Origin of the sequence: Microbacterium sp. NPDC090003 (assembly GCF_044748385.1) — a bacterium.
GTDB lineage: Bacteria > Actinomycetota > Actinomycetes > Actinomycetales > Microbacteriaceae > Microbacterium.
Map to the genome: position 1 here is coordinate 1,870,437 of NZ_JBIVFW010000001.1, position 15,285 is coordinate 1,885,721.

Sequence of the window (15,285 nt, forward strand, 5' to 3'; positions counted from 1 at the left end):
GAGAAGCGGATGACCAGCACCGAGTCGATCACCGTGCCGCGGGGTGGGGCCCTTCGACGGACTCAGGGACCCAGCGCGGATCAGGGCGCCGTCGGCATCCGCTCCCGCCTCGGTTTCGCGCTCGCGGTCGTCGCGCAGATCCTGATGATGGCGGGCGCGAGCGCGCCGTCGCCGTTCTACCCGGTGCTCGCGCAGCAGATCGGTTTCGACGCGATCGTGATCAGCGCGGTGTTCGCCGTGTACGCGGTGGCGCTGCTGCTCACGCTTCTCACGGCCGGCTCGCTCTCCGACCACGTCGGTCGGCGGCCGGTGGCGATCGGCGGATTCCTACTGCTCGCCGCCAGCATGGTGCTGTTCTGGCACGCGGATGCCGTCGCCACCCTGTTCCTCGCCCGCATCCTGCAGGGTGCGGCGAGCGGTCTGCTCATCTCCGCACTCTCGGCCACGGTGCTCGACTTCGCCCCCGCCGGGCGCCCGAAGGCCGCGGCCCTCTGGAACTCCCTCAGCCCCGGTATCGGTCTCGCCACCGGCGCCCTCGTCTCGGGGGTGCTGCTCGACGTCACCGGGCAGGCGCTGCTCGACGTGTTCGCCCCGCTCACGGCGGCGTACGTGGTGCTCGCGGCGCTGTTCCTCGCCATCCCCGAGACCGCTCCTCGTCGACCCGGGGTCTGGGCGTCGCTGAGCTTCCGGTTGTCGGTGCCCACCGGCATCCGTTCGGATCTCTGGCGCGGCGCACCCGCGATCATCGCGGGCTGGGCGACCGGTGGCCTGTTCCTGTCGCTCGGCGCGAACATCGTGCGCGGCGAGCTCGGCGGCGAGGCGCACGTCTGGCAGGGGCTCGGGGTCGTGCTGCTGGCGGGGGTCGGGGCCGTGACGGCCTTCGCCCTGCGACGGATGCCGGCGCGCACCACCGTCCTGTTCGGCACGGCGGCCCTGTCCGTCGGCACCGCGCTGTCGCTCGCGGCGCTGTCGGTGGAGTCGTTGGCGTTCTATCTCGTCGCCGCGGGCGTGACGGGCATGGGCTTCGGCACGGCGTTCTCAGGGGTGGTCGCGTCGCTGGCACCGAAGATCCCCGCGACCGAGCGCGCCGACACGTTCGCCGTGATCTACGTGCTGGCGTATCTCGCGTTCGGGGTGCCGGCCGTGGCGGCGGGGCTGCTCGTGGGCGTCGTCGGGCTCGAGGCGGTGTGCTTCGGATACGGGGTCGTGGTGATCGCGCTCGCGGCGGTGGCGTTCGGGTTGCGGGTGCGGCGGAGGTAGGTGGGGGCCCAGGTGCACTGATCGGTGGAAAATGCCGGCTCTGAGGCGTCATAACCGGCATTTCGCATCGATCAGTGCGCGCGAAGGCGGCCAACGCTGGCACCCACTTCCACAATCGAACGATTAACGATAGATTTCTCTTGACATTCGACAAGAGGAGCCGCCGTGAATCGAGCATCCATCCTGACCTTGCAGATCGTGATCGCGGTCGCGCTCGTCGGATCGGTAGTCGTGCAGACGGTCGTCGTGCCGTTGGTGTGGAACGACCTCGAGGGCGCCGAGTCCTGGGGGCGCATCGCGTTGGTCGTGATCGCCGTTCTCGGCGTCGCGACGCTGCAGGTATTCGGGGTGTGCGTGTGGATGCTGCTGACGAAGGTGCGCCAAGGGCTGATCTTCTCGGAGTCATCGTTCCGCTACGTCGACGTGATCATCGGGGCGATCGTCGCCGCAGCCGCGCTTGCCTGGATTCTCGCTGCATTGCTGGCTCCGGGCGAGGTGGCGCCCGGCGTCGTCGCGCTGATCGGAGGGGCGGGGCTCGTCCTGGCCGGCGTGGCTTTGCTCGTCGTCGTGATGAAGGCGCTGCTGCGGCAGGCGATCGCGCGGGATGCCGAGGCGCAGGCGCTGCGTTCGGAACTCGATGACGAGGTGATCTGATGCCCATCGTCGTCGATATCGACGTGATGATGGCCCGTCGCAAGATGGGGGTCGGCGAACTCGCCGAGCGCATCGGGATCACCCCCACGAACCTCGCCGTGCTCAAGAACGGGCGGGCGAAGGCGGTGCGGTTCACCACTCTCGACGCGCTCTGCGAGGTGCTCGAATGCCAGCCGGGTGATCTGCTGCGTTGGGTGCCGGACGAGTGACCGCCGGGCGTGCGCGGATCGGTGCGAAACGCCGGTTCTGAGGCACCATTACCGACATTCGGCACCGATCAGTGCACGCGGCGGCGCTTCTCGCCCTGCGGCACCCATTTCCACCGCAGCGCGGGACCGTCGATCTGCGTGACCGTGAAGCGGCGCGCGCAGGTCGTGCACTCGACGCGGTAGGTCATCGACCAGCCGGGGTCGGACGTCTCGACGATCCGCACCCGCCCCGCGCGCTGCTCGTCGTTCGGGTCGGTGCGCTCGTCGTCGCGGTACGGATCGCAGCACGGATGCCGGTCAGCCATCGGCATCCTCCGGCCAGGTCCAGTCGAGGTCGGCGGCATCCATCTGCTTCGCCATCGTGCGGCGCCTCGAGGCAGCCCGCTTCGTCTCGGAATTGGTCGGCACGGCGAAGCGCCACGCGGCGGGGAAGACGTGCAGGGCGAGGGTCGAGGCATCCGCTGCCTGCGGATCGACCTCGCGCACGATCGTGACGGCGTAGTCGCGCACGCGCCAGACGTAGCGCGGGAACGAGACCAAGTTCTGACGGCCGAGCCGCCGCCCGTACCCGTCGTCGGGGTCGAGCGGCGACTCGGCGTGGAAGTCGTCGCCGCCGAAGAAGTGCACGAAGTCACGCAGCAGGCTCTGCGCGAGCGCGCCCAACTGCGCGTCGGCGTCAGCCGACCCATCGGACCGCGCGAGCGGCACGATCGTGACGTGCTGCTTCTCGATCGCCCACGGCGTCAGCTCGCGCCAGTGCACCTCGACGTCGATGCGGCCGTTCGATCCGCGACGCTCACCCCGCTGGATGCGCTCGACCTCCTGCATGATCGCGAGGCCGTCGGCGACCTGCACGAAGGAGGGCACAGCGGATGCCGTCAGCCGAGGTTCGCCTGGATCTGACCGGCGAGCTTCTCGACGGCCTTCTTGTTCTTCATGCCGTCCATCGCCGCCGGCGGACGGTTGTGGTGCACGTTGAGCCACAGGTGCACGTCGGATCCGGATGCCGCGGGCGTCACCGTCGCGCGGCCGATGAGCTCCCAGTTGAGTAGCGTCTTGCGAGTCTGGAAGTCGATCTGCGTGCCGTCGGGGCTCTGCCCGAGCACCTTCGCCTTGGTGTCGGCGAGGGTCTTCTGCACGGCTGCCGCGGTGATCGCGGCGTCGGCGTTCGAGTGGAACGTGGTGGTGGCTTCGGATGACATTGCTGGTCCCCTCCGGTCGGGATCGTTGGTGTCGGTGGGGCCAGGTTAGCGAAGCACCCGGGGTCGGGCGCAACCGCACCGACCGTTCACGCTCACGGCCCCGTCTGTTCACGAAGTCCACCTATCTTGAGTGCGGACGCGCGACCGCGCTCACGAAAATCCACAATCTTTGTGCGATCACCACAAGAACCAGTAATGTCGAGTCGACACACTCGACGGCGAGAAAGGGACGAACATGGTCGACAGGCAGAAGAGGCGCTGGGCTCTCATCGGAATCACCGCGGCGGCGGCGATCGCCCTCACCGGATGCACGGCCGGGGGAGACGGTTCGTCCGACGGCGGAGAGGGTGGCGGCTCGGGCGACACGCTCATCGTCTACACCAACTCGAACAGCGACGGCCGTGGCGAGTGGATCACCGAGAAGGCCGCCGACGCGGGCATCGACATCGAGATCGTCGGCCTCGGCGGCGCCGACCTCACCAACCGCATCATCGCCGAGAAGAACAACCCCGTCGGCGACGTCGTGTTCGGTCTCAACAACATGTTCTTCGAGCAGCTCAAGGCCGAGGAGGCCATCACGGCCTACGAGCCCTCCTGGGCGGGCGAGGTGCCGGCCGACGCGGGCGACCCCGCCGACGGCGCCTTCTGGCCGCTCGTCGAGCAGGCCATCGTCACCGTGTACGACGAGAATCGCATCTCGGATGCCCCCGCCGACGAAGAGGACCTCTGGAGCGAGGAGTACGCCGGCCGCTACGAGGTCAACCCCGCGCTCGGCCAGGCGACGCCGCAGCTCGTGCTCGCCGGCATCCTGAGCCGCTACCTCGACGAGGACGGCGACCTCGGCGTGAGCGACGAGGGTTGGGAGAAGGTCGAGGCCTACTACGCCAACGGCTCGCCCGCCGTCGAGGGCACCGACCTCTACGCCCGCATCTCGCGCGACGAGATCGACTACGGCGTCATCCCGTCGAGTGGCATCGCCGCGCGCGACGAGGAGTACGGCACGGCCACCGGCATGATCGTGCCCGAGTACGGCGTGCCCTACGTGACCGAGCAGATCGCGCAGATCACCGGGACCGGCAACGAGGAGAAGGCGCAGGAGTTCATCGACTGGTTCGGCAGCGCCGAGGTGCAGGGCGAGTTCGCGGCCGAGTTCAACTCGATGCCCGTGAACGAGGGCGCCGTCGACAAGGCCAACCCCGAGGTGGTCGACCTGATGGACACCCTGCCGCGTCAGGACATCGACTTCGGCTTCGTGAGCGAGAACCTCGGCGCCTGGGTCGAGAAGGTCACGCTCGAGTACATCGGCTGATCCGGCCCGCCCACCGCCGTCCGGCAGAGAGAGAAGACGATGATCCGTTTCGAAGACGTCGAGGTCGCGTTCGGCGACCACCGTGCGGTCTCGCACCTCGATCTGGAGATCCAGGAGGGTGAGTTCTTCACCCTCCTGGGTCCGTCCGGCTGCGGCAAGACCACCGCACTGCGCACCCTCGCCGGGTTCGTCGAGCCGACCGGCGGGCGCATCCACATCGCCGGCCGCGACGTGACGCGCGTTCCCAGCGAGAAGCGCGGGGTGGGCATGGTCTTCCAGAACTACGCCCTCTTCCCCAGCATGAACGTCCGCGAGAACATCGCGTTCGGCCTGTCGGTGCAGAAGGTCTCGAAGGCCGAGCAGAAGCGCCGGGTCGACGAGGTCGCCGATCGCACCGGTCTCGCCTCGTCGCAGCTCGACCGCAACGTGTCGGAGCTCTCTGGCGGCCAGCAGCAGCGCGTGGCGATCGCCCGCGCCCTCGCGCTGACCCCGAGCATCCTGCTGCTCGACGAGCCGCTGTCGAACCTCGACGCCAAGCTGCGCGTGCAGCTGCGCGAACAGCTCAAAGAGCTGCAGCACGAGGTCGGCGTCACGACCGTCTACGTCACGCACGACCAGGAGGAGGCGCTCACCCTCAGCGACCGCATCGCCGTGCTCGACGCGGGCACGCTGCAGCAGGTGGGCACGCCCGAGGAGATCTACGACCGCAGCGCGACGCCGTTCGTGTGCCGGTTCATCGGCGAGAACAACCGGCTCACGCCCGCACAGATCACCGGTCTCGGCGCGGGGCTGGACGCCACGGCAGAGAGCTACGTGCGACCCGAGAAGCTGCACCTCGCGGCGGCGTCGGATGCGGCATCCGCTCCGGCCTCGCTCGACGGCACGGTCGTCGACCGCACGTATCACGGCAGCCACAGCGTCTACACGGTCACCGTGGCGGATGCCGCGCTGCGGGTGAGCGTGCCGGCCGCGGCGAGCGCCCACCGCTGGAACCCCGGAGACGCGGTCCGCGTCGACGCGGACCCGCGCTGGATCCTGCAGTACCCGGCGGCGTGACATGTCGGATCCGCAGAACACCTCCCAGCCGGTGCCGCCGCCGTCCGCGGCGATGACCGGCGAGGCGGGCGCGCTCACCGCGACCGCGACCGCCGAGAACGACGAGCGACGACCGCGACGGAGGGGCCGGCCCGGCAGCATCCGTGCGATGCTGCGCTCGCCTCTCGCGTGGATCACCGGCCTCGTCGTCGTCTGGTTCGCCGCCGCCTTCCTCGTCATGCCGAACGCGGCCCTGCTGGGCATCACGTTCTTCCCCGACGGCCAGTTCAGCTTCCGCGCCGTCGAGAAGCTGCTCGGCAGCGAGCGCGCGCTGAAGACACTCGGCAACAGCTTCCTGCTGGCGATCACGCTCTCGATCACCGTCAACGTGGTGGGCGTGTTCATCGTGCTCGTCACGAAGTACTTCCAGGTGCGCGGCGCGAAGCTGCTGTGGCTCGGGTACGCGACGACACTGATCTACGGCGGCATCGTGCTCGCCGCCGGGTACAACTTCATCTACGGCCGCTTCGGATTCTTCACGAACATGGCGGTCAACATCTGGCCCGACATGGACCGCGACTGGTTCTCGGGGTACTTCGCCGTGGTGTTCGTGATGACGTTCGCGACCACGACGAACCACATGCTGTTCCTGTCGTCGTCGCTCGGCAAGGTCGACTACGCGTCGATCGAGGCCGCCAAGCTCATGGGAGCGTCGACCTGGACGATCCTGCGCCGCATCGTGCTGCCGGTCATGAAGCCAATGCTGTTCGCCGTCACGGTGCTCACCTTCCTCATCGGGCTCGGCGCGCTGACGGCACCGCTCGTGCTCGGCGGGCCCGACTTCCAGACCGTCGCGCCGCTCATCATCGACCTGTCGCGCAGCCCCATCACGCGCGACATCGCGGCGCTGCTGGCGATCGTGCTCGGCATCGCCACGATCATCCTGCTCGCGATCATGAACCGCTTCGAGAAGTCGGGCGTCTACTTCTCGGTCGCGAAGGTCGCGACCCCGATCCAGAAGCAGCGCATCCGCAACCCGTTCGCGAACGCCGCGGTGCACGTCGTCGCGTATCTGCTCTGGGTGATCTACCTGATCCCGGTCGTGCTCATCGTCGTCTTCTCGTTCGTCGACGCCCGCAGCATCCTGGCCGGATCCATCACCCTCGACAGCTTCACGCTCGACAACTACGTCACCGTGTTCTCGAGCGCCGCCGCCATCCGTCCGTTCATCGTGAGCGTGGTCTACAGCGCGCTCGCCTCGGTGATCGTGGTCGGCGGCCTGCTGTTCGTCGCACGGATGCTGCAGAAGCACCGCAACCTGCTCACCACGGCCATCGAGTACGTGCTGCACATTCCCTGGATCCTGCCGATCGTGCTGATCGCGCTCGCCCTGGTGATGGCCTTCGACAAGCCGCATGCGATCGTCGGCGGCATCGTGCTGACCGGTACGCCCATCCTGCTGCTGATCGCCTACATCAGCGTGAAGATCCCGTTCACGCTGCGCCTGCTGAAGGCCGGGTTCGCCTCGGTGCCCGACTCGCTCGAAGACGCCTCGCGCATCCTCGGCGCCAAGTCGCTCACCACGTTCCGCCGGGTGCTCATCCCGCTGGTGCTGCCGACCGCCGCGGCCATCACGGCGCTCAACTTCAACAGCCTGCTCGATGACTACGACGCGGCGATCTTCCTCTACCACCCGCTGTACAAGCCGTTGGGTGTGGCAATCCAGGAGAGCACGCGCGGCGAGAACAACCTCGACGCGATGCCCATCACGTTCGTCTACACCGTGCTGCTCATGATCATCATGGGTGTCACCATGTATCTCGTGTACGGACGAGGATCGCGGGCCGGAGCGCCCCGCACGCGGAAGAAGCAGCGGGCATGACGGGGGCGGAGACAAGCGGGACGGATGCCGAGGAGAAGGGTCCTCGGCGGACGGACGCGGTGCAGGAGGGTGCACATCGCGTCGAGGCCGGTCGCACGGAGGATGCCGCGGGGGCCACGGGTTCGTCCCGTGACGCGTCGACTCCGGCGCTGCGCGTCACGATCAGTGACGTCGCAGCCGCGGCCGGCGTCTCCCGCGCCACCGCCACTCGGGCGCTGAAGGGCGAGGGTCGCTTCGCGCCCGAGACGCAGGAGCGGATCCTGCAGACGGCCGAGCAGTTGGGCTACGTGCGCAACACGATGGCCGCCGAGCTCGCCGCCGGACGCACCGAAACCGTGGGGTTGATGCTGCGCGATGCCAGCAACCCCGCATACGGCCTGCTCTTCTCCCGGTTGCAGGACGAGGCACACCGCCGCGGGCTCGACCTCGTGACCGTCACCATCGGCGCCGACGAGCAGGGAGCCAAGCAGGTGAACGCTCTGCACCGGCTGCTGGGCATGCGCGTCGCCGGGCTCATCGTCGCGACCGGCGGCATCACGGCCGCGCAGCTCGAACCCTTCGCCGACCAGGTGCCGATCCTGCGCGCCGGACGCGTCGAGTCGGTCGGGCGCATCCACACCGCGCACTACGACGACCCCGCGCACGGGCGGATGCTGGCCTCGCACGTCGTCGCGCTGGGACACCGGTCGGTCGTCGTGCTCGCCGGTAGCGCGGAGGCGTCGTACCCCGAGCATCTGCGCGCGCTCGCGATGCGGTCGACGCTGGTCGACGCCGGGGTCGCGGTGACGATGATCTCGACCGGAGCGCGCCCCGAGGAAGGCGTCGACGAGGCGATCCGGGCCGTGCACGCCGGGGCGACGGCGGTCATGTGCGCCTCGGACTATCGGCAGCTGGCCGTGATGCGCGCCCTGTCGGCCGTCGGCCTCTCCGTCCCGGAGGACGTGAGCGTGACGGGGTGCGACGGCATCCTCCCCGGTGCCGACCTGCTGGGCCTCACGACCGTGCGCATCCCCGTGGAGTCGGTCGCCGCGGCGGCCGTCGAGACCATGCAGGGCCTGATCCTCGGCGGCGATGCGGATGCCGTCGTGCGCCGATCCTTCGCGGGATCGCTCGTCGTGGGGAAGACCGCCGCCGCCGTGTGACCTCGCTCGTATTCGTTTGACCGTTGTGCCCGTTCGCCGATCTGGAAGTGACATGATCCTCACCGAACACCCCCGCCCGTCGCACACCTTCGTGCACATCTCCGACACGCATCTGCCCGGTGAACGCTCGCCGCTGTACGGCAGCGGGACGGATGCGGATGCCAACCTGGCTCTCATGCTGTCGCGGTTGGTGTCGTCGGGGCTGCGTCCCGACGCCCTGTTGATGACGGGAGACATGGCCGATCGCGGCGACGCATCGGCGTATCGGCGGTTGCGCGCGCTGGTGGCGCCGGCGGCGGAGGCTCTGGGGTGCGAGGTCGTGTGGGCGGCGGGCAACCACGATTCGCGGGCCGAGATGCGGGCCGAGCTGGGGCTGGGGCCGGCGGTTTCGGGTACCGCCGGTGAGACGGTGGCGGAGGACGCCGCGGATGCTCCGATCACCGAGGTGCGGTGGTTCGGAGGGCTACGAGTCATCGTGGTCGATTCGAACGTTCCGGGGGCGCACTGGGGCGAGGTGTCGTCCGCGCAGCTCGCGTGGCTGCAGGCGGAGCTGGAGGTGGCGGCGCCCGCGGGGACGCTGTTGCTGATGCACCACCCGCCGCTGCCGACCGTGCTCGACCTGGCGGTGACGGTCGAGCTGCGTTCGCAGGCTGATCTCGCTGCGGTTCTGCGCGGGACGGACGTGCGGTCGATTCTGTCGGGGCACGTGCACCACCCGTCGTTCGGCACGTTCGCGGGGATTCCTGTGGCGGTCGCGTCGTCGAGCGCCTACGGGCAGGATCTGGCGCAGCCGCTCGGGGCGACGCGGGGCCAGGATGCCGCGCAGGGGTACAACCTCGTGCACGTGTACGCGGATTCGGTCGTGCACTCGGTGGTGTCGCTCGAGCGCGGGTCGGATGTCGGGGAGCCGGTGGGGGCGGCGGATGCCGCAGAGCGGATCGCCGGGCGCGGGATCGGGTGGCGGGAGTAGGAGTGAGGGTGGGGTCGCTGAACCTGCTGGTCCCTGAGCTTGTCGAAGGGCCCACCACACACTTGGGTCCCTGAGCCTGTCGAAGGGTTCGGCCACGCACCTGGGGCACTGAGCCTGTCGAAGGGCCACTACTCGGCTCCGGAGCTCGATCGAAGCGGGGGCGCTCAGAAGGCGCTTATGGTGACTTCGTGGCGGGCGATGTCGGTGCCCGCGACTACGCATAGGGCCATGACATCATCTTCGACGCGACACGAGTCCACGCGCCCTACGAACCAACTCGGTCGGCGGACCGCTGCCTGGCTTTTTCTCGCTGGCGTCGGCAACCTCATCGTCCTCGCCGTCCCGTTCACCCTCACGCTCTCGCCGATCGGCGTCCGATGGGACGACTTCGTCTCAGCAGTCAGTCCGTTCGTTCTCCCCGTCTACTCGCCTGCCCTACTCTTCTTCGGTCTCATACTCACCATCCTTGAACGAACCGAGCGCTCGGATTCTGCTGATCCAGGCGAGGAGGCGGAGGCCAGGTACCTAATCGGCAACAGCATCCGGATCTCTCTGGTCGTCGCGCTCAGCTTTGGTTCGCTGATGGTTCTGCTCGAGCCGACTGCGGTTGCGTTGGTGCTTTCGGCCGCGCTGGTGAGCTTTATCGCGATCGTGCGAGCAGAGCTCATCGCCCCGCCCCGAACTCGGACCCGCGAAGAGATCTACCGCCGCGCCCTGGCAACGCAGCACACCGCCGAGCGTTCGGCTGCGCTTGCCCTCGGTAATGAATGGGCGCAGCAACCAGTGGCTGCGCGACCCCGGCTGAGCGTTGTACTGCTGTTCGCGATTCCCATCGTGCTTCCGACCGCGGTGATCGTCGTCGCCGCCGCGATCGTGTGGGATCCAGCGCTCGCCCTCACAGCCAAGTTCATTGTCATGAGTGTCGTGCTGATGTTCGGCCCAGCCATGCTCGTGCTCGCTTGGCTGTCAGCCGCTGACAAGAGCGATTCGCGTCGTGGTCGCGCCTGGCGGGTGGGATTCCTCGTGGCTATGAGTATTGCCGCAACGCTCTCGCTCTCGAGCGCTTTCCTCGCCTCGGGTCCCGATTGGGCATGGGTCGGGGTCGTCGTGCTGACGAGCGCACTGATGACGGCACTCGCCCTCTGGTCACCGCGCCCGTCATGGATGCGCGAGCGGCGTCGGCGACTGGAGCGAAAGTGGACATCGGCGCGCATCGCGCGGCTCACAAAATGGACCACGACCGCTAAGACCGAGTGGGACAAGGAACGAGTGCCGCTACCCCTGGGCGTCAGAATTCTCGCACGAACTATTCGTCCGTTCCGCCAGGCGTATCGGCTGTCTGGGCAGGAAGGATAAAGGCGCTCCGGCGGACTCCAGATCATCTGTCGGAGACACGGCGTGGCCGCAATCCGACCTTGCGGCTACCCTCTCATCATCGCTTCGTCGACCGGAAGGCCCTACCTCCTATGCCCCTCACCGCCCCTCAGCTCGACCGCGCGATCGGCGCCGTGCTCGCCTCGGCCGCGGGCGATGCGCTCGGGTCGCAGTACGAGTTTGGTCCGGCGCTCGACGACGCGGTGACGCCCGAGTTCGGCGTCGGGCAGTTCGGGCACGGGGTCGGTGAGTGGACCGATGACACGAGCATGGCCGTGCCGATCCTCGACGTGCTCGCGCGTGGAGATCGCCTGGAAGATGCCTCGTCGCGCGAGGAGATCGTCGGACGCTGGATCGGATGGGCGCAGAGCGCGAAGGACGTCGGAGCGCAGACCCGCGCCGTGCTCGCGCGCATCCCGCAGCCGTTCACCGAGGCCGATGTGCTCGCGGCATCCCGCGCCGAGCACGAACGCGCTGGACGCAGCGGAGGAAACGGGGCGCTCATGCGCACGGGTCCGCTCGCGCTCGGGTATCTCGACCGACCAGCCACGGAACTCGCGTCCGCCGCCGAGGCCATCTCGAAGCTGACGCACTGGGAGCAGGACAGCGCCTCGGCCTGCATACTCTGGTCGGCGGCGATCCGGCACGCGATCCTCACCGGCGAGCTCGACGTGCGGGGTCAGTTGTCATCGCTACCGGCGGCGGATGCTGCGCGCTGGGGTGCGTTGATCGACGAGGCGCTGGTGCCCGGGGCGCATCCGCGGGACTTCATGGCGCAGAACGGGTGGGTCGTGCGGGCGTTCCAGGGGGCGTTGGCGGCTGTTGCTGGGGCGTCGACGCTTGTCGATGCGTTGGAGCGGGCCGTGAGGGGTGGGGCGGATACGGATACCGTTGCCGCGATCGCCGGGGCGTTGGGTGGGGCGGTGTGGGGCGCGGGCGCGTTGCCAGCGGAGTGGGTCGCGGTGCTGCACGGGTGGCCGGGGTATTCGGCGGGGGATTTGCGGGGGCAGGTGGAGCGGGCAGTGGCGATGTACGGGTAAGCCCGTACAGACATCAACTTTCGAGGTACGTATCGTCGCCGGTGCCCAATCCAATCCCTTAGCGAAAGGACTAAGCATGAAGATTCGACCTCACACCCCGCTGGTCGCAAGCGCAGTACTCCTCGGCCTTATGGCGAGCGGAACCGCGCCGGCGTATGCGTCGCTTGACACCGACCCTGACCAGGTCGCTCAGACAGTGGCGGCTGTAGCGCCCACCGAGCTCAGCGCGGTCGACATTCACGAGAACGAGGATCACCTCAGCGCCCCGCTCACTCAAGGGGGTGAAGCGGTCATAAGCCGCGCTGCAAGCGACGGCCTCACCTTCTCATCCGATCCCGGAGAGCAGGGCACCACGATATCTCTACCGGGAGCATCCGCTCTCAGCGATGCTGCGGTGAGCGCCGATGGATCCGTGACTTACGCCGGGAACCAGCAAGTCCCGGCCGTGAATGTCGTGGCTTCCGAGGACGCAGTGAGAATCAGCACCGTGATCACTTCGCCGTCACAGCCACAGGAGTTCGCCTACGACTTCGGCGCGGGAAACTCCGTTGAGATTCAGGAGGACGGGAGCGTCGTCGTCGTGAGCGACCAGCCTGCCGCTGGATCCCCGGAGACCGAAGTGATCGTTGCCAGCATTGATGCACCCTGGGCGACTGACGCCTCGGGAGTGCCTGTCGCCACGCACTACGTGGCCGAAGGATCGGTCCTGACCCAGGTCGTGGAGCACCGGAGCGGTGACACGACATATCCCGTCGTGGCCGACCCGACCGTCGATCAACCGAATATCTTCCAGTACCGCGTCAGATTCGACCGCGCTGAGACCGCTGCGATCGCCTCAGGTGGCTGGGGCGGCGTCGTCGGGTCGTTCAGCTGCGGCGTCATGGCTCCGGTGTGCGCACTTGCGACGGGTTCGCTCGCTTACAACGCCGGCGTCGCGCAGAACTCGAGCCCGAAGAAGTGCGTGCAGGTCACCGCCACCCAGCCCATGGTGGTTCCTGGCATGGTGTGGTGGGTGGACACCTATGCAGGAGGGCCGTGCACATGAGAGATCCGTGGCTTGAGACCATCACTCGTCCTGCGAGTCATCTCGTCGCGACGTGCGCCGTCTTCACCGTCCTCATCGCCTGCGTGGTGTTGTCGGTTCTGACCCCCTCGTGGATGGGGTTGTTCGGCATCGTGGGCGCCGCCCCTGTCGTGGGCTGGTACATCTTCATGATGAAGGTCTACAAGGAGAATCGCGCGCGCTGGTCAGCCCAGCGAGACTCTCGCGAGTGACGGCCGCGGTGGGTGGATGCCATTTCGGCGTCCACCCACTGCAGATACCGTTCAGTCCTTGTACCGCTGGACCGCTTCGCGGATGCCGTCGGCAAACGAGTAGATCTCGTCAAGGTCCTCAATGGGGTGCCGCGTCTCTGCCTTGTCTGCGTCGAGAAGCCCGAGATACTTCTGCTTACCGTTGAAGTGCAGGCGTGCGATCGGCTTGCGGTTGTTGTCATCGAGGAGCACGGCGAAGTAGCTCTTGGCGTCACGGTGCGTCACCCGCTGCGGTTTGACCTCGCCACAAGCGATCGCCTTGACGATCTGGTACCCCTCGAGCTCCTCCAACGTCGTCTCGATCTCGGTGTCGCGATCGAGGTCGGCCTCCACCACCGGGGCGCTTGTAGCGGGCGGCGTGTCCGCGGTGGGCGTGATTCCACTCACTCCGAGTGCCGTCTTAAGGCGATCGTTGACGCGTTCGTTCAAGAACTGTTGCGCGGCTTTGCCGACAAGCGTGGTGAACTGCTGGCGAACCTTCTGCGTGTACGAGCCCTCATAGACGCGAGTGGCGAAGAACTTGATCCACTCGTCCGTCGGATCGCGGAACTGACCTGCGATCTCGCGCTTCAGCGCCCCGATGTACTTCAGCTCCTCCGCGGCGCTGATGATCGAGTCGAGGTCGAAGCTCTCTTTGCTCAGCTTCTGGATCTCGGGGATGAGCGTCTCGTCGATGTCGAGCAGGTCAAGCACCAGGAACGGCTTGGCATCCATGCGGTTCGGAGCATCGAGGTCGGTGTAGAAGTGCCAGACGACGCCGTTGGTGAGCACGGCGATACGCGCGTTCGTGACCGCGAAGTAGCGGAAGAGTTGAGACGCGTGCTCGATCTTGAGCGATCCCATGGACGGCTTGCACTCGATAAGGATCTGCACTTCACCCTCACGCATGATGGCGTAGTCGATCTTCTCGCCCTTCTTGGTGCCCACGTCGGCGGTGAACTCCGGGACGACCTCAAGCGGATCGAAAACGTCGTAGCCGAGAATTGTCGAGATAAACGGCATGACGAAGGCGTTCTTCGTCGCCTCCTCGGTTCCGATCGCCGTCGCCTGGTTCCTCACCTTGGTCGCCAGCGAATCAAGACGCTCTGAAAACTCCACCGCTACTCCGATCGACGTTGAACACGCATTCATCCAGACGATAGCGGAAGTATGCAGGTGGATGGTTACACACTGTCGCGGCAAGGGTGTAATGAGACTGTGACTGGGGTACATCGGGTGCCGTACTTGCATCACTGCCGGACCAGGATGATTTCCGGGCCACCCGGCGACATCGCTCCCCTCACCTCCGAGCTGGCGCGACGAAGCCTTTTGGTTGCACCAGCTGGAGGCTAAATGTCAACGGTGGTCGATGTCGTCGCGTCCGTGATCGTTCGGAACGGTCACGTTCTAGCAGCCAAGCGCGGCCCTCAGATGTCCCTGGCCTCGCTTGGGGAGTTCCCCGGAGGCAAGCCCGAGTCGAGCGATACCCTCAAGCGGCTCTGCGGCGAGAGATTTATGGAGAACTCGGCTGCGTAATCCGCGTCGGAAGGCACATACACACGACGCGTCACCACTACGATTTCGGGACCGTTGTTCTTTCGGCTTTCTACGCGGAGATCGAGTCCGGGGAGCCAAAGCCGTTGGAGCACTCTGAGCTGATGTGTGCACTCCCGGAGTGCTGTCGACATTGGATTGGGCCCCAGCTGATGTCCCCGTAGCCGAGGCGGTGGCCACTTCACTCCCCGCTATGGGACCGCAGCTCCAGCAAAGGAGAACCGACCTCCCTCCTTGAAGGCCAGACCTAGAGCCGCCGAAGCAACGTAGTCGCGCAGGTCGGCGCTAGGCTGCGACGGCAAGAGCAATGAACATTCGAGACTGTCCACGTCGAGATGGCGCCGATAGTCGTATAGCTGCC

The 15,285-nt window shown here is 67.2% G+C and carries 16 protein-coding genes; 12 read left to right on the forward strand and 4 right to left on the reverse strand.

Features of this window, described 5'->3' with window-relative positions; genetic code table 11:
* The first annotated feature begins 9 nt into the window (after window positions 1-9).
* From ACIPVN_RS08975 to ACIPVN_RS08985, 3 genes are all read left to right on the forward strand, one after another.
* The gene (locus ACIPVN_RS08975) at window positions 10-1,260 is read left to right on the forward strand and encodes an MFS transporter (protein WP_400442186.1); all 1,251 of its coding nucleotides are present in this window, start codon (window positions 10-12) and stop codon (window positions 1,258-1,260) included.
* 165 nt (window positions 1,261-1,425) lie between these two features.
* Entirely contained in the window at window positions 1,426-1,914 is a 489-nt protein-coding gene (locus tag ACIPVN_RS08980) for a DUF2975 domain-containing protein (RefSeq protein ID WP_400442188.1), read from the forward strand.
* Window positions 1,914-2,123 (forward strand): helix-turn-helix domain-containing protein, encoded by a 210-nt coding sequence (locus ACIPVN_RS08985; protein ID WP_400442190.1) that lies wholly within the window; start codon window positions 1,914-1,916, stop codon window positions 2,121-2,123. Before ACIPVN_RS08980 ends, ACIPVN_RS08985 begins: the two co-directional genes overlap by 1 nt.
* A 68-nt stretch (window positions 2,124-2,191) precedes the next feature.
* Here the strand turns inward: ACIPVN_RS08985 and ACIPVN_RS08990 are convergent, their stop codons facing one another.
* Genes ACIPVN_RS08990 through ACIPVN_RS09000 form a run of 3 tightly spaced genes read right to left on the reverse strand, consistent with a single transcriptional unit; the run spans window position 2,192 to window position 3,325 of the window.
* Window positions 2,192-2,428: a hypothetical protein gene (locus ACIPVN_RS08990; protein ID WP_400442191.1), complete on the reverse strand. Its 237-nt coding sequence runs from the start codon at window positions 2,426-2,428 to the stop codon at window positions 2,192-2,194.
* Window positions 2,421-2,990 carry a hypothetical protein gene (locus ACIPVN_RS08995; protein WP_400442193.1) on the reverse strand — a complete coding sequence of 190 codons (570 nt, stop codon included), beginning with the start codon at window positions 2,988-2,990 and terminating at the stop codon, window positions 2,421-2,423. Before ACIPVN_RS08995 ends, ACIPVN_RS08990 begins: the two co-directional genes overlap by 8 nt.
* A gap of 11 nt (window positions 2,991-3,001) precedes the next feature.
* Window positions 3,002-3,325, reverse strand: coding sequence for a hypothetical protein (locus tag ACIPVN_RS09000; RefSeq protein ID WP_400442195.1), 324 nt, complete (start codon window positions 3,323-3,325; stop codon window positions 3,002-3,004).
* Window positions 3,326-3,560: 235 nt separating this feature from the next.
* Here ACIPVN_RS09000 and ACIPVN_RS09005 point away from each other — a divergent pair, with 235 nt between their 5' ends.
* The 9 genes from ACIPVN_RS09005 to ACIPVN_RS09045 all read left to right on the forward strand — a co-directional run bounded on the left by ACIPVN_RS09005 (window position 3,561) and on the right by ACIPVN_RS09045 (window position 13,352).
* Window positions 3,561-4,634 carry an extracellular solute-binding protein gene (locus tag ACIPVN_RS09005; protein WP_400442196.1) on the forward strand — a complete coding sequence of 358 codons (1,074 nt, stop codon included), beginning with the start codon at window positions 3,561-3,563 and terminating at the stop codon, window positions 4,632-4,634.
* Window positions 4,635-4,673: 39 nt separating this feature from the next.
* Window positions 4,674-5,690, forward strand: coding sequence for an ABC transporter ATP-binding protein (locus ACIPVN_RS09010; protein ID WP_400442197.1), 1,017 nt, complete (start codon window positions 4,674-4,676; stop codon window positions 5,688-5,690).
* A gap of 1 nt (window position 5,691) precedes the next feature.
* Window positions 5,692-7,551, forward strand: a complete 1,860-nt coding sequence (locus tag ACIPVN_RS09015) for an ABC transporter permease (protein WP_400442199.1) — start codon at window positions 5,692-5,694, stop codon at window positions 7,549-7,551.
* Window positions 7,548-8,693, forward strand: a complete 1,146-nt coding sequence (locus tag ACIPVN_RS09020) for a LacI family DNA-binding transcriptional regulator (protein WP_400442201.1) — start codon at window positions 7,548-7,550, stop codon at window positions 8,691-8,693. The genes ACIPVN_RS09015 and ACIPVN_RS09020 overlap by 4 nt, the downstream gene beginning before the upstream one ends.
* Window positions 8,694-8,745: 52 nt before the next feature.
* Window positions 8,746-9,663: a metallophosphoesterase gene (locus tag ACIPVN_RS09025; protein WP_400442202.1), complete on the forward strand. Its 918-nt coding sequence runs from the start codon at window positions 8,746-8,748 to the stop codon at window positions 9,661-9,663.
* 228 nt (window positions 9,664-9,891) lie between these two features.
* Window positions 9,892-11,019 carry a hypothetical protein gene (locus tag ACIPVN_RS09030; protein WP_400442204.1) on the forward strand — a complete coding sequence of 376 codons (1,128 nt, stop codon included), beginning with the start codon at window positions 9,892-9,894 and terminating at the stop codon, window positions 11,017-11,019.
* 110 nt (window positions 11,020-11,129) lie between these two features.
* Window positions 11,130-12,077: an ADP-ribosylglycohydrolase family protein gene (locus ACIPVN_RS09035; RefSeq protein ID WP_400442205.1), complete on the forward strand. Its 948-nt coding sequence runs from the start codon at window positions 11,130-11,132 to the stop codon at window positions 12,075-12,077.
* Between the two features lie 76 nt (window positions 12,078-12,153).
* Window positions 12,154-13,122 (forward strand): hypothetical protein, encoded by a 969-nt coding sequence (locus ACIPVN_RS09040; RefSeq protein WP_400442206.1) that lies wholly within the window; start codon window positions 12,154-12,156, stop codon window positions 13,120-13,122.
* A complete protein-coding gene (locus ACIPVN_RS09045) occupies window positions 13,119-13,352 on the forward strand; it encodes a hypothetical protein (protein WP_400442208.1) in 234 nt (77 codons plus the stop codon). Before ACIPVN_RS09040 ends, ACIPVN_RS09045 begins: the two co-directional genes overlap by 4 nt.
* Window positions 13,353-13,403: 51 nt before the next feature.
* On the opposite strand, the gene ACIPVN_RS09050 is transcribed toward ACIPVN_RS09045, so the two are convergent.
* Window positions 13,404-14,489 (reverse strand): type I restriction endonuclease, encoded by a 1,086-nt coding sequence (locus ACIPVN_RS09050; RefSeq protein WP_400443344.1) that lies wholly within the window; start codon window positions 14,487-14,489, stop codon window positions 13,404-13,406.
* Window positions 14,490-15,285 lie beyond the last annotated feature (796 nt).

Excerpts from the sequence above, each read along its gene's own strand:
- ACIPVN_RS08975 (WP_400442186.1), top strand. The coding sequence starts at position 10 with ATGACCAGCACCGAGTCGATCACCGTGCCGCGGGGTGGGGCCCTTCGA.
- ACIPVN_RS08985 (WP_400442190.1), top strand. The coding sequence starts at position 1,914 with ATGCCCATCGTCGTCGATATCGACGTGATGATGGCCCGTCGCAAGATG.
- ACIPVN_RS08990 (WP_400442191.1), bottom strand. The coding sequence starts at position 2,428 with ATGGCTGACCGGCATCCGTGCTGCGATCCGTACCGCGACGACGAGCGC.
- ACIPVN_RS09000 (WP_400442195.1), bottom strand. The coding sequence starts at position 3,325 with ATGTCATCCGAAGCCACCACCACGTTCCACTCGAACGCCGACGCCGCG.
- ACIPVN_RS09005 (WP_400442196.1), top strand. The coding sequence starts at position 3,561 with ATGGTCGACAGGCAGAAGAGGCGCTGGGCTCTCATCGGAATCACCGCG.
- ACIPVN_RS09010 (WP_400442197.1), top strand. The coding sequence starts at position 4,674 with ATGATCCGTTTCGAAGACGTCGAGGTCGCGTTCGGCGACCACCGTGCG.
- ACIPVN_RS09015 (WP_400442199.1), top strand. The coding sequence starts at position 5,692 with ATGTCGGATCCGCAGAACACCTCCCAGCCGGTGCCGCCGCCGTCCGCG.
- ACIPVN_RS09020 (WP_400442201.1), top strand. The coding sequence starts at position 7,548 with ATGACGGGGGCGGAGACAAGCGGGACGGATGCCGAGGAGAAGGGTCCT.
- ACIPVN_RS09025 (WP_400442202.1), top strand. The coding sequence starts at position 8,746 with ATGATCCTCACCGAACACCCCCGCCCGTCGCACACCTTCGTGCACATC.
- ACIPVN_RS09030 (WP_400442204.1), top strand. The coding sequence starts at position 9,892 with ATGACATCATCTTCGACGCGACACGAGTCCACGCGCCCTACGAACCAA.
- ACIPVN_RS09035 (WP_400442205.1), top strand. The coding sequence starts at position 11,130 with ATGCCCCTCACCGCCCCTCAGCTCGACCGCGCGATCGGCGCCGTGCTC.
- ACIPVN_RS09040 (WP_400442206.1), top strand. The coding sequence starts at position 12,154 with ATGAAGATTCGACCTCACACCCCGCTGGTCGCAAGCGCAGTACTCCTC.
- ACIPVN_RS09045 (WP_400442208.1), top strand. The coding sequence starts at position 13,119 with ATGAGAGATCCGTGGCTTGAGACCATCACTCGTCCTGCGAGTCATCTC.